Annotated in this window: 15 protein-coding genes; 6 read left to right on the top strand and 9 right to left on the bottom strand. The window is 65.8% G+C overall.

Translation table 11 applies throughout. The features are described 5' to 3' along the window. Window positions 1-185 precede the first annotated feature (185 nt). The 7 genes from dtd to AC0IPL_RS04615 form a co-directional block, all read right to left on the bottom strand. On the bottom strand, window positions 186-632 hold the full coding sequence (gene dtd / locus AC0IPL_RS04645) for a D-aminoacyl-tRNA deacylase (protein WP_474272478.1): 447 nt from the start codon (window positions 630-632) through the stop codon (window positions 186-188). A 48-nt stretch (window positions 633-680) separates the two neighbouring features. Next, window positions 681-1,802, bottom strand: a complete 1,122-nt coding sequence (locus tag AC0IPL_RS04640) for a TFIIB-type zinc ribbon-containing protein (protein WP_474272590.1) — start codon at window positions 1,800-1,802, stop codon at window positions 681-683. Window positions 1,803-1,886: 84 nt separating this feature from the next. Then, entirely contained in the window at window positions 1,887-3,077 is a 1,191-nt protein-coding gene (locus AC0IPL_RS04635) for an SPFH domain-containing protein (RefSeq protein WP_474272477.1), read from the bottom strand. A 26-nt stretch (window positions 3,078-3,103) separates the two neighbouring features. Continuing rightward, window positions 3,104-4,045 carry a DUF2927 domain-containing protein gene (locus AC0IPL_RS04630; protein WP_474272476.1) on the bottom strand — a complete coding sequence of 314 codons (942 nt, stop codon included), beginning with the start codon at window positions 4,043-4,045 and terminating at the stop codon, window positions 3,104-3,106. 3 nt (window positions 4,046-4,048) lie between these two features. Next, a complete protein-coding gene (locus AC0IPL_RS04625; protein ID WP_474272475.1) occupies window positions 4,049-5,239 on the bottom strand; it encodes a toxic anion resistance protein in 1,191 nt (396 codons plus the stop codon). A gap of 18 nt (window positions 5,240-5,257) precedes the next feature. Then, window positions 5,258-6,163, bottom strand: a complete 906-nt coding sequence (locus AC0IPL_RS04620; protein ID WP_474272474.1) for a 5-bromo-4-chloroindolyl phosphate hydrolysis family protein — start codon at window positions 6,161-6,163, stop codon at window positions 5,258-5,260. A 173-nt stretch (window positions 6,164-6,336) separates the two neighbouring features. After that, on the bottom strand, window positions 6,337-7,476 hold the full coding sequence (locus AC0IPL_RS04615; RefSeq protein ID WP_474272473.1) for a pseudouridine synthase: 1,140 nt from the start codon (window positions 7,474-7,476) through the stop codon (window positions 6,337-6,339). A 61-nt stretch (window positions 7,477-7,537) separates the two neighbouring features. On the opposite strand from AC0IPL_RS04615, the gene AC0IPL_RS04610 reads away from it, so the two are divergent. The 3 genes from AC0IPL_RS04610 (at window position 7,538) to AC0IPL_RS04600 (ending at window position 9,025) form a co-directional block, all read left to right on the top strand. Beyond that, on the top strand, window positions 7,538-7,987 hold the full coding sequence (locus tag AC0IPL_RS04610; protein WP_474272472.1) for a nucleoside deaminase: 450 nt from the start codon (window positions 7,538-7,540) through the stop codon (window positions 7,985-7,987). A 124-nt stretch (window positions 7,988-8,111) separates the two neighbouring features. Continuing rightward, the gene (locus tag AC0IPL_RS04605; RefSeq protein ID WP_474272471.1) at window positions 8,112-8,405 is read left to right on the top strand and encodes a YciI family protein; all 294 of its coding nucleotides are present in this window, start codon (window positions 8,112-8,114) and stop codon (window positions 8,403-8,405) included. Beyond that, window positions 8,402-9,025, top strand: coding sequence for a DNA-3-methyladenine glycosylase I (locus AC0IPL_RS04600; RefSeq protein WP_474272470.1), 624 nt, complete (start codon window positions 8,402-8,404; stop codon window positions 9,023-9,025). Before AC0IPL_RS04605 ends, AC0IPL_RS04600 begins: the two co-directional genes overlap by 4 nt. Before the next feature lie 111 nt (window positions 9,026-9,136). Here AC0IPL_RS04600 and AC0IPL_RS04595 read toward each other — a convergent pair whose 3' ends face one another. Next, window positions 9,137-9,829 (bottom strand): metal-dependent hydrolase, encoded by a 693-nt coding sequence (locus AC0IPL_RS04595; RefSeq protein WP_474272469.1) that lies wholly within the window; start codon window positions 9,827-9,829, stop codon window positions 9,137-9,139. Then, entirely contained in the window at window positions 9,789-10,019 is a 231-nt protein-coding gene (locus AC0IPL_RS04590; RefSeq protein WP_474272468.1) for a hypothetical protein, read from the bottom strand. The genes AC0IPL_RS04595 and AC0IPL_RS04590 overlap by 41 nt, the downstream gene beginning before the upstream one ends. Between AC0IPL_RS04590 and gatC the strand changes: the two genes are divergently transcribed. From gatC to AC0IPL_RS04575, 3 genes are read left to right on the top strand one after another with little or no spacing between them, the layout of a single operon-like run. Further along, window positions 10,018-10,305, top strand: a complete 288-nt coding sequence (gatC, locus tag AC0IPL_RS04585) for an Asp-tRNA(Asn)/Glu-tRNA(Gln) amidotransferase subunit GatC (RefSeq protein WP_019295734.1) — start codon at window positions 10,018-10,020, stop codon at window positions 10,303-10,305. The genes AC0IPL_RS04590 and gatC overlap by 2 nt on opposite strands. A 5-nt stretch (window positions 10,306-10,310) precedes the next feature. Further along, complete coding sequence (gene gatA / locus AC0IPL_RS04580) at window positions 10,311-11,798, top strand: Asp-tRNA(Asn)/Glu-tRNA(Gln) amidotransferase subunit GatA (RefSeq protein ID WP_474272467.1); 1,488 nt, start codon at window positions 10,311-10,313, stop codon at window positions 11,796-11,798. Between the two features lie 41 nt (window positions 11,799-11,839). Further along, window positions 11,840-12,631, top strand: a complete 792-nt coding sequence (locus AC0IPL_RS04575) for a hypothetical protein (protein ID WP_474272466.1) — start codon at window positions 11,840-11,842, stop codon at window positions 12,629-12,631.

Genomic DNA, 12,631 nt, shown 5'->3' with positions numbered 1-12,631 from the left:
AGAGTGTTGTGCGCCGTGTAAATCAAATTTGCAGCCGGAATGCGACCAGAAACTTTTCTTTCCCCGACAGGGCTGAGGAGTAATGAAATTGCGCAGGCAGGCCCAGATATCACCCTTGGGTTGTGTGTCCACGGGGCCGTGCCGAGAAGCTGGCCCGGCGGGCGGGCCTGCAAAAGACCGACGAGTCACCGTTGCGCGGTATCCAGCCAGATGGTCACCGGACCGTCATTGACCAGCGAAACCTGCATATCGGCACCAAAACGGCCAGTGGCGGTCGGCAAACCCTGCTGTTGCATTGCCGCGACGAACCGGGTGTAGAGCCGCGCGCCGGTCTCCGGGGCGGCGGCCTGCGAAAACCCGGGCCGGTTGCCGCTGCGCGTGTCCGCGGCCAGGGTGAACTGGCTGACAACCAGAACGCTACCGCCACTGTCGCGGATCGCGCGGTTCATCCGGCCCGTATCATCCTTGAAAATCCTCAGCTTGGCGATTTTGGCAGCCAGCAGATCAGCTTCGGGATCGCCGTCGCCCTGCATGGCGCAGACCAGCACCAGCAAGCCGGGGCCGATGACGCCGCAGACCTCGCCCTCCACCGTGACCGAGGCTTCACTGACCCGTTGTACCAAGGCACGCATGAATGCTTCCTTTTCTGTTGTTGCCTGTTGGCGGAGGTTGGTTGGCGGCTACTGCTGCCCGGCCAGATAGGCCACGGCGGCCACCACAACGGCGGCGATCAGCGCCGCCAGAATGATCTTGATGGTGGAATAGGGGCGCTCACCCTGCACCCGACCTGACTGGCCATTGACCACAAAGCGATAGGTCTTGCCGCGGTACTTGTAGGCCGCCAGCCAGACCGGCAGCAGGATATGCTTGAACGTCACATCCGACACGTCGGTGTCGATGCCATGGATCCGCTGACGGTCGCCGCCGATGTCAAAACGCACGTCGCGTTCGATCACCCGGTCCATCCGCTGCCGCGCCTCGGTAAAGCCCGTCTCCAGATCAACGCCATAGGCCTCGGCCCGAAAACCGGCCAGGTACTGCGGCTGATAGGGCTCCAGCTGAGACAGATCCCAGGGCTCCAGCGCATCGGTATAGCGTTTGGGCAAGCTCTTGGAGGCCAGTACCAGCACGTCGTCAAAGAACCGCTGTACCCGGCCCGAGGCAGGCCGCCAGCGCACCTTGGCCACCTGCCGGGTCTCGGTCCTGCCGTCGCGCTGAACCCGTTCGGTAACGTAGTACACCGTGCCGCGCTCACCGCTGTAGCGGCTGCGGGTCTGGGCGTCGTAGGTCCAGTAGGGAACATAGATGCCCTGCATGCGCCGCCCCTTCCGGGCGTATTGCTTCAGCCCGTTGGGCGCAAACCACAGCTGCCCCAGCCAGGTGCTCATCGCCTGGTGGGCACTGCGTTCGGTGATCGCAAAGGGCAGCACCCCTTTGGGCTTCACCTGCCGGTTCTCGCCGGTGCCGGTGACCACGGGCGTGGCGCAGAACGGGCACTCCTGCGCGTGCGTGCCGGGGTCAAACTCCACCTGGGCTGCACAGTTCGGACAGGTGCTGACGCGGGTGACCTCGGTTTCGACCGCCGGCAGCTGCTGTGCCACCGCGGCACCAAAGTCGAGCTCCTGCAAGGCGCTGCCCGCCCAGGGGCCGCTGCGGATGTGGTCAGTATGGCCGCAATGGTCGCAGGTCAGCTGGCCCGTTGCGGGGTCATACGTGTAATCGGCACCGCAGTTTTCACAGGGAAAGCGATGGGTCTCCTTGGCGGCGGCGGTCGTGGGGTCACTGGGCGTCGGCGGGGGCATCGTCACGGGTGGGCTACCTGTTGGGCAATATTGGTGAGGGGCGTGGCGGGGCGACGGGCCGTGGCCCTGCGCCGGGTGGCGCGGTTACCCGGCCGCCGTCGGCGGCGGGGGCGGCGGGGGCAGCACAGTGAACAGCTGCGCCAGTTCGGTCACCTCGCCTGCGCGTTTCCAGCCATCCTGGCCGGGGGTCCAGACGTGGGTGTCGCGGGTCAGCGCCCCCTCCTGCGCCATCCTGCCCATCCGCGCCTTGGAGAACGGCCCCGAGGTCTGACCGTCCACGGCAATGTGCCAGACATGTTCGACCGGTGGCGGCGGCGGGGCGACGGGGGCGGCCTGCGGGCTGGCGGCAGGCGCCCCAGAAGCTGCCGCAGCGGGGGCGGGGCGGGCGCCCCAGGGACCAGAGGGCTGACCCGCCGCACCCGGAGCCATCTGCTGGCCCATCTGCTGCGCCATGGCCATCCCCATGCCGATTCCCATGCCGGCGCCCATGCCGCTGTTGGGGGTCTGGGCCGCGGCCGTCATCGCCTCGGCCGCCGAAAACTGGGTGTAGCGGCCTAGGTCGCCCAGCACCCCCATCTGGGTACGCTTGTCCAGCGCCTCCTCCACCGCGGGCGGCAGCGAGATGTTTTCGATATACAGCTCCGGGATCATCAGGCCGTAGTCCGCCAGCGTGCCGGAGATCTCTGCCGCCACCAGCTTGCCCAGATCCGCCGTATTGGCCGCCATGTCCAGCACCGGAATGCCACTGCCCGCCACCACGCGGGAGAATTCCTGCACGATGATGTTGCGGACCTGAAACGAGATCTCGTCCATGGTGAATTCACCATCGGTGCCGACGATTTCGGTCAGGAAGCGGGCCGGGTCGGCGACCTTGACAGTATAGCTGCCAAAGGCACGCAGCCGCACCGGGCCAAATTCGGGGTCGCGGCAGATGATCGGGTTCTTGGTGCCCCACTTCAGGTCGCTGAACCGGGTGGTATCAACGAAATAGATCTCCGATTTGAACGGCGACTGAAACCCGTGGTCCCAGTGCTGCAAGGTGGTCATGATCGGCATGTTGTTGGTCTCCAGCATGTAGAGACCGGGGGTGAACACATCTGCCAGCTGGCCTTCATGCACGAATACCGCCGCCTGACCCTCGCGCACTGTCAGCTTGGCGCCGTATTTGATCGCATGGCCCTCGCGCTCGAACCGCCAGACCATGGTGTCATGCGTGTCATCCACCCAGTGAATGACATCAATGAATTCGCCCTTGAGAAAATCGAAAATACCCATCGGTCAGGTCCTCTTTCTATGGCGGCCTACAGTTCCAGGCCCATCGCCTCGCGGGCGAGAATGCGGATCACCGGGCGCGCGTCCTCGGCGCTCATGCCCGTCTTCAGTCTTGGATCATACAACATCTGCAGCAGCTTTTCGTCAAAGCTGGTCAGCAGCGCAAATTCATCGTCGTCATTGAAAATCGAAGGCCGCGCTTTCGGGCTGTCGTTGCGCAGGCCCAGCCCTTGGGCGACTTCCTCATGCACGCAGCTCTTGCGGACCAGATCCGGGTGTTCGGCCCGGATCAGCGCCACGCCGCGGCTGTAGGACAGCGGATCGCTCTGCGGTCCGCCCGCAATCACCAGGCAGTAATAGCTGCGCGGTGGTGCCGCCAGCAGCGACAGATCCTTGGCGCCGATCGCGGGCAGCAGTTCGCGCACCCGTTCGGCGACAAAGGCGCTGTCGTCCAGGCTGGCAAAGATCACGTGGAAATTCGCCCGGCTGCTGACGGTGCTGACGGGGTGGCTGGTGATCCGCGCCAATCGGGCGGCATAATCGCTGAGCACCGCCTGGTCGGCCGCGCGTTGGGACTGGGACACCGAGGGGCCGAATTCCGCCGCAATCCGCACTGGCTGATCCCAGCGGCCCAGTTCTCCGGCCTGGTCGGAGCCGCCGTATTCGTCGTAAAACGCCAGCGCCTCAAAGCTCTCCGCCAGATCCTCGGCGTCAAACGGCGTGTCGGGGCCGCCGCCATCGGTACGCAGCAGCCCGCGTGTCAGCAGGTCGCGCTGCAAGGCCCGATAGTAATAGGCCAGCTGGGCGCTGTCGGGCGAAGGTTCATACACCGCCGGTTTCAGCGTTGCGGGGCGCGGGCGCGGCACCAGTGATTCCGGCTGCGACATCGGCAGGCAGGCTGCCGTCGCGGCCAGTCCACACAGCGCGGCACCGCGGCGCAGCACAGCCTGATATGCCGACGCGCGCAGCATGCCTCAGCCCGGAACCGCGGTTCCGGCGTTGTCGCCCACCCCGTCGCGGCGCGCCTTGGCCGCGGCCAGCGTATCGCGCAGCTCGGCTTCCATCTTTTGCAGGTCGGCTTCGGCGGCGGCGCGCTTGGCCTTGCCGTCGTCAGCGATGCGCAGGCTGTCCTGGATGGTGCCGATCAGATCGGCATTGGCCTGTTTCACAGCCTCGATGTCAAAGACGCCGCGTTCCATTTCCTGCCGGATCATCTCGTTTGACTGACGCAGGTTGGCGGCGTTCGAGGTCAGCAGCTCATTGGTCAGATCATTGGCGTCGCGCACCGCTGCGGCAGCCTGCGCCGAGCGCTGGATGGTCAGCGCCTGCGCCAGCTGGGTCTCCCAAAGCGGCACGGTGTTGACCAGCGTCGAGTTGATCTTGGTCACCAGCGATTTGTCGTTCTCCTGCACCAGCCGGATCGAGGGCAGCGACTGCATGGTGACCTGGCGGGTCAGCTTCAGGTCATGCACGCGGCGTTCCAGATCGTCGCGCGCGGCACGCAGATCCCGCAGCTCCTGCGCCTTCATCACCTGATCGCCCTCGGGGGCGGCCTGTACCTCGGCGTCCTTGGCGGGGATTGCAGTCTCGTCCAGCTCCGCCAGCTTGGCCTCGCCCGCGGCGATGTAGAGCGCCAGTTCGTCGTAGAACTCCAGCGTCTTCTCATACAGCAGATCCAGCGACTTGATGTCTTTGAGCAGGGTGTGTTCATGGGCCAGCAGCTGGTCGGTGATCCGGTCGATCTGATCCTGCACCGTCTCATAGCGCGCGGTGAACTTTGCAAAAGGCGCTGCCCGTCCCAGCAGCCGCTCCCAGAAGGAGGGCTTGCGGCGCATGTCCAGCTCCGACACCGAAAAGCCGCGAATGGTGGTGACGATATCGCGCAGGCTGTCGCCCGCCGGGCCGACATCCTTGTTGCGCACATCCGCCAGCATCGCCTGGCTGATGGTCTGCAATTCCGCCTGCGCGGCAGAGCCGAAATGGATGATCGAGTTGGTATCGCCCATGTCGATCTGCTCCATCCGCTGCCGGATCGCCGCGGAAGTCGGCCCATCGGCCTGGTCCAGCCTCTGCACCTCCGCCTTTGGTTCGGGCAATTCGATTGCGGTGACTTCCTGAACCAAGGTCTCAGCCTCGGCGGCTTTGGTTTGAACGGCTTGGGACATGAACGGCTTCCTCACTCATCAGTTTTCGTCCAGATGGACGCCTTCGCGCTGCAAGCGATCGCGCAGCACGTCAATTTCAACGGTCAGATCGGTGCGATCCTCGACCAGCAGCTTGGCGGTGCGGGCGGCGAAATTCTGTTCCAGATCGTCCAGCAACGACAGGTAGTCGGCGCGGGCCTGCGCATCGCCACTGCGGTCATAGATGTCGGCGAATTTCACCGTCGCGTCGCGGGCGCCCTGCAAGTAAACGGTCAGATATTTGCGGGCGGCGGTCAGGTCACGCGGGTCTTCCTCGACGGTTCGAAACAGCTCGCGCGCGACAGACTGGAACTCCTCCACCCGCGCCTCGACCTTGCGGTCACGGGCGCGCAGGGCGGCGTCCTTCATCGCGGCCAGGCTGGCCTCGGCCTCATCCACGGCGCGAGCCACGCGGGAACGCTGGAAGTCATCCACGCCCTCGGCCCCCTTGTCGCGCATCGGATCAATGCCAAAGGCGGCCAGATGCAGGCCCGCGCCAGCGGCGGCATAGATCGCAGCGGCCAGCAGCCCCGGCTCGCCCTTCCAGGCAGCCAGCGCAGCCCCTGCGCCTGTCAGAACGGCAGCGAGGATCTTGCGGGGCAGGGCGGGGCGGCGCGCCACCTTGCGGGCGTCATAGGCGGCCTCGGCTTTCAACCCTTCGCGCAGCATCACAGCACCAGCCGTCCACGACAGCGCCCCGACCAGCCCCAGTGCCAGTCCGGTGGCCCCGTCCGTCAGCGACAACAGCGCCAGCAGCGCCGGGGGCACAAACATCAGGTTCGCGCGCAGGCCAACCGGATCGACCTGTATTCGGGACTGGCGCCGCGCCGGGGGAGCGCCCGCGGGCGCGGCTGAATCGGTGGTTTTTTCGTCGGGGCTGTATTTGCCGCCGTAACGCTGTGCCATCGGTTCAGCCCCCCACGATCCAACCGGTGCTCAGCCCGAGCAACAAGATCAGTAGGGCAGCATAGGCAATATTTTGCACGCGAGCATCCCCCAAGCAGCCAGAAACGATTAACTGATTGGAAATCTAGGGGATAGTCGACGATCTTACTAGGGGGAAGTCTGCCGCAAATGCCTCAGCGCCGGGGTTTCTTGCCACCAGAGGGCTTGCCACCACCGCGCGGTGCGGGTCGACCTGCACCCTGGGTCGTGCCCCGGCCACCGCCACTGCTGCGGCCCCCGGGACCTTTCTGCCCCGGTTTGTCGGCCGCGGACCGGGGAGCCCTGTCAGCGGGCTTGCCGCCAAACCCGCCGCCCGGTCGGCCGCCGGGCTTGCCTGCGGCGCCACCGGCTCTTGCCGCGGTCCCGGTCCCCGGCCTGCTGCCCGGTTTGCCGCCCGGCTTGCTCCCCGGCTTGCCACGGGCGCGGCTCGGACGGGTTGGGCGGGCGGCAGACTTTTCCTCTTCCGGCTCCAGCCCCAGCTGGTCGCGCACCACCCGCGACCGCAGCTCCTCGACCTCGCCCGGCTTCAGCTCGCCCAGCTGGAACGGGCCATAGGACACCCGCAGCAGCCGGTTCACGTTGAAACCGACGTATTCCATCGCGCGGCGGATTTCGCGGTTCTTGCCCTCGCGCAGGCCCACGGTCAGCCAGGCATTGGCGCCCTGCTGGCGGTCCAGCGACACGGTCATCGGCTGGAAGGTCTCACCGTCGATCACGGCTCCCTTGCGCAGCGGCGCAAAATCCTCGTCCCGCGGGCGGCCATTGATGCGGACACGGTAGCGGCGCAGCCATCCAGTCGCGGGCAGCTCCAGCTTGCGCTTGATGGCGCCGTCATTGGTCAGCAGCAGCAGCCCCTCGGAGTTGATGTCAAGCCGCCCCACCGTCATCACCCGCGGCAGATCCTCGGGCAGCTCGTCGAAAATGGTCTTGCGGCCCTTCTCGTCGCTGTTCGAAGTCACCAACCCGATGGGTTTGTAATACAGCCACATCCGCGGTGCCTCGGCCTCGGGCAGGGGCTGGCCATCGACGCTGATGCGATCCTGCGCAGAGACGTTCAGGGCCGGGCTGTCGATTATCGCGCCGTTCACCGACACACGGCCCTCGGCGATCATCCGTTCGGCCTCGCGGCGCGAGGCCACGCCGGCGCGCGACAGCACCTTGGCGATACGGTCGCCCTCGGGCGTCTTGCCGTCAGTCGGATTGGCGGCGGGCGCTTTGCCTGCCGCGGCTTTGGGGGCCGGTTTGCCCTTGGGGGATGCGGGTGTTTTGCTCATGAGATTGCCATAGAACATTCCGCCGCCTTGCGAAAGCGCGCAATCGCGGGCAGGAAGGGGCATGGCATTCAAATCGCATATGGACAAGGCGCTGGAGCAGGCGCGTGCCGCCGCCAGCCGCGGCGAGGTGCCGGTGGGCGCTGTGCTGATCGCGCCTGACGGGCAGGTGGCGGCGCTGGCCGGCAATCGCACCCGCGAGCTGAACGACCCCACCGCCCATGCCGAGATCCTGACGATCCGCGACGCCTGCGCTCGCCTGGGCCGCGAGCGTCTGACTGGTTATGATCTCTATGTGACGTTGGAGCCTTGCGCGATGTGCGCCGCCGCCATCGCCGCCGCCCGCATCCGGCGGGTGTATTACGGGGCGTCGGACCCGAAATCCGGCGGCGTCGCCCATGGTGCCTGCGTGTTCTCGCACCCGCAGGCACATCATGTGCCAGAGGTTTATGACGGCATTGCCGAAACGGAGGCCAGCGAGATGCTGCGGGATTTCTTCGCCGAACGACGCTGACGGCGCTGGCTCGGGCCTTGGTGCTGCGGGTGTCATCGAGTGCGAAGCGGACCATACGCAGGCTTGGTCTTGGGGACAGCTGCCGCCGGGTCATGCCGAATAGTTTACACCAAAGGAGACACACATGTACTTCATTCTGCTCTCATTTGCGGCTGAAAAGGACCGCCTGGCGGAGTTTCTCGAGGGCCATAAGGCCTGGATTCAGCAGGGATTCGAGGATGGCGTCTTTCTCGCGGCCGGGTCCATGACCGACGGCGAAGGCGGTGCGATCCTCGCCGTTGGGGAAGACGAGGCGACGCTGACCGCGCGCGTGGCGAAGGATCCTTTTGTGACCAACGGAGTGGTAGAGCCGGAGATCATCGGCGTGGCCCCCACCATGATGGACCCGCGACTGGATTTCTTGCGGGCTGAGGAATGAACCGCACCTACATCGCCCCCGATGGTCAGCCACGGTGCGCTTGGGCCGCCTCTGCGCCGGATTTCCTGCGCTACCACGACGAGGAGTGGGGCTACCCCGTGGGCGATGACATCCGCCTGTTCGAGAAGGTCTGCCTCGAAAGCTTTCAGTCCGGTCTTAGCTGGCGCACAATCCTTGACAAGCGCGAGAACTTCCGCGCCGCCTTTGTCGGCTTTGATTTCAACGTGATGGCAGGTTTTGGCCCCGCGGATGTGGAACGGCTCTTGCAGGACAAGGGCATCATCCGCCATCGCGGCAAGATCGAGGCGGTGATCAACAACGCCGCACGCGCACAGGAGCTGGTGGCGAAGGCGGGCTCCCTGGCGGCGTTTTTCTGGAGCTTTGAGCCAAAGCCCGAAGACCTGCCGGTGCCGCAGACCGCCGCCACGACCCCTGACTCCGTTGCGCTGTCCAAGGCGTTGAAGAAGCGGGGGTGGAAATTTGTCGGTCCCACCACCGCCTTTGCCTTCATGCAGGCGATGGGGCTGGTGAATGACCACGCGCGCGGCTGCATCTGTCGTGATCGCGCGGCGGCGGCGCGGGCGGACTTCACGCCGCCGCAGCTGCAAGCCGTCGTCTGAACCTGGCGCCGCGCCGGGCCGACAGGCCCGGTGCGCGGCCCAACGGCTGCGGATCTGCTTGGCAGGTCCAGGAGCGGGCGGGAGCACACGCTGTCCCGCCCAGGAACCGGTTCAGATCTCGATCGGCGCCATCACCTCGGGCTCGATCACATCCACGTCCGGCAAAGCCTCGATCAAGGCCTGCGCCGATTGCTCCAGGATCGGGAAGCTTTTGTAATGGCAGGGGATCACGGTCTTGAAGTTGAAGTAGCGCTTGGCCGCATAGGCCGCGCCCTTCATGTCCATGGTGAAATGCCCGCCTGCCGACAGGATGCCCACGTCGGGTTTGTAGAAATCGCCCATCCAGTCCATATCGGCCATGATGTCGGTATCCCCCGACAGGTAGACGGTCTTGCCTTCGGCACGGAGCATGTAGCCCACCTCGCTGCCGCCGGTGCGCAGCCCCTCGGGCGTCGAAAAGGTGGAACTGTGCGAGGCCGGCACCATCGTCAACTGCACCCCGCCCAGATCCACCGTGCCGCCTTTGTTGAAACCGATGGTCTCGATCTCTTCGGTCTCCGCCCACAGGCCCATCAGGTCGTACTGGCCCACCACCGGCACGCCCAGCCGTTTGGCCAGCGGCAGCACGTCAATCACGTGGTCGAAATGCACATGGGTCAGCACGATATGGGTGGCGCCTTCGATCGCGGCCTCGTGCTGTTCTTCGGCCAGCACCGGATTGCCGCTCAGCCAGGGGTCCACCAGCAGCACCTGACCTGCGGTTTCAATGCGAAAGGAGCCATGCCCCAGCCAAATCACCTTCATTGCCAAATTCCTTATGCCGTTGCAGGTTGCCAATCACGCGCCAGCCTATCAGCCCGCGGCGGAAATGGAATGCGCTGGCGCCCGTAAAATCGCCGTTGCGGCGGACAGATGCGCCTGTTCGCCCTTGCAGGCTTGCGGCGCGCCCCTTGCGGCGGTAAATGCCTAGCCAACACGAGATGAGGGTTTCCATGTCGATTGACCAAAGCACCGCCGCCAAGGTGGCCAAACTGGCCCGGATCAAGGTCGAGGATGACGCGCTGCCGGCGCTGGCAGACGAATTCAACAACATCCTGGGCTTCATCGAACAGCTGAACGAGGTGGATGTCGAGGGCGTTGAGCCAATGACCTCCGTCACCCCGCAGCGGCTCAAGCGTCGCAAGGATGAAGTGACCGACGGCAGCCAGCAGGACAAGGTCCTGGCCAATGCGCCGGACGCCCGCGAAGGCTTTTTCGCAGTGCCCAAGGTTGTGGAGTAAGAGACATGAGCGATCTGAACAAACTGGGCCTGGCAGAGGCTCGCGACGCGCTGCGCAAGGGCGACACCACCTCGGTTGAGCTGACAGAGGCCTGTCTCAAGGCGATTGATGCAGCCGATGCGCTGAACGCATTTGTGCACAAAACCCCCGACATCGCGCTGGAGCGCGCCCGCGCGGCAGATGCGCGCATCAAGGCGGGTGACGCGCCCTCCATGTGCGGCCTGCCGGTGGGCATCAAGGATCTGTTCTGCACCAAGGGCGTGCCCAGCCAGGCAGCGTCCAACATCCTCGAAGGCTTCAAGCCCGAGTATGAATCCACCGTCTCGCAGCAGCTGGCCGATGCCGGCGCTGTGATGCTGGGCAAGCTGAACATGGACGAATTCGCCATGGGGTCCTCGAACGAGACCTCGGCCTATGGCAATGCGGTCAGCCCCTGGCGGCGCGATGGCGACACCGCCGAGCTGACCCCCGGCGGCTCCTCCGGCGGCTCGGCCTCGGCCGTTGCAGCGGATCTGTGTCTGGCCGCCACCGGCACCGACACCGGCGGCTCGATCCGCCAGCCCGCGGCCTTTACCGGCACCGTGGGCATCAAGCCCACCTATGGGCGCTGTTCGCGCTGGGGCGTTGTGGCCTTTGCCTCCTCGCTGGATCAGGCAGGGCCGATGACCAAATCGGTGCGCGACGCGGCGATCATGCTCGAGGCGATGTGCGGCCACGATCCCAAGGATTCCACCAGCGCCGATCTGGCGGTGCCGGATTTCGAGGCGATGCTGACCGGCGACATCCGCGGCAAGAAAATCGGTATCCCCAAGGAATACCGCATGGACGGCATGCCGGAAGCAATCAGCAAACTCTGGGCGGACGGCGCCGAGATGCTGAAGGCTGCGGGCGCCGAGATCGTCGACATTTCGCTGCCGCACACCAAATACGCGCTGCCGGCGTATTACGTGATTGCCCCGGCGGAGGCCTCGTCGAATCTCGCGCGTTATGATGGCGTGCGCTACGGCCAGCGCGCCACGCTGGAGGCGGGCGACGGCATCACCGAGATGTACGAAAAGACCCGCGCCGCAGGCTTTGGCCCCGAGGTGCAGCGCCGCGTCATGGTTGGCACTTACGTCCTGTCGGCGGGATTCTATGACGCCTACTACAACCGCGCCCGCAAAGTCCGCACCCTGATCAAGAAAGACTTCGAAGACGTCTTTGCCGCAGGTGTCGACGCCATCCTGACCCCGGCCACGCCCTCGGCGGCCTTTGGGCTGGGTGAGATGACAGAGGCGGATCCGGTGCAGATGTACCTGAACGATGTCTTCACGGTCACGGTGAACCTGGCCGGCCTGCCGGGCATTGTGGTACCTGCCGGGTTGGACGCCAAGGGTCTGCCGCTGGGCCTTCAGCTGATCGGCAAACCCTGGGAAGAGGGCGATTTGCTGAACACCGCCTATGCGCTTGAGACGGCGGCGGGCTTTGTAGCCAAGCCGCAGCAATGGTGGTAAACCTCGGCCTCAGCACGTGAGCAGAGCAGACAGGTAACCCCATGCGCGCATTCGCATCCTACGCCGCCGCAGGCAGCCTCCTGGTTATGGCTGCCTGTTCCCCTCAGGTTCCCGACAGCGCCGCAGGCGTTGGCATCGACGGCGATCCCTTCGCGCCGCCGCCCGCTGTCGGCACCACCATCACAGGTGCGCCTCTGGTGCCGCCAGCGCGGGTGTCCAGCGAGCCCTATCAGGTCGCCGCGGCGCAGCGCAGCGCCGGGTCCACCGCGGCCGCAGGAACCTTCCGCAGCAGCGCCTCCGTGCCTGCCGCCGCGCGTCCGGGCAGCGACGCCGATCTTGCCCGCGAAACCGCCGCGGCGCTGGCGGCCAGCCGGGCCAACTCCGGCGTCGCTCCGCTGGAGGCCAGCCCTGACAACCCGGCGCCGCAACTGGCCGGGAATGTCGGCATCTCGGACGAGAACGATTTTGAGGCCGTTGCCGCCCGCCAGTCGATCGAAAGTGACGCGGCCCGGCTGGAGCGCCAACGCGCGCAGTATCAACAGGTGCAGCCCGTGGCGGTGCCGCAAGGGACCGAGGATATCGGCCCCAACATCGTGCGCTACGCGCTCAGCACCTCCAATCCCAAGGGCGTGCGCATCTACAGCCGCTCCGGGTTGAACCTCAGCGCGCGCAACCAGCGCAATTGCGCCGCCTTTGCCTCGCCCGACCAGGCCCAGATCGCCTTCCTCGAGGCCGGTGGCCCCAAGCGGGACCGCCAGGCGCTGGACCCGGACGGCGATGGCTACGCCTGTGGCTGGGATCCGTCACCCTATCGGCAGGTGGTGCGGAACTGA

The organism is Leisingera sp. SA32 (assembly GCF_056033425.1).
Note: the sequence above shows the minus strand (reverse complement) of the source record. Positions and strands in the feature narration are given on the sequence as shown.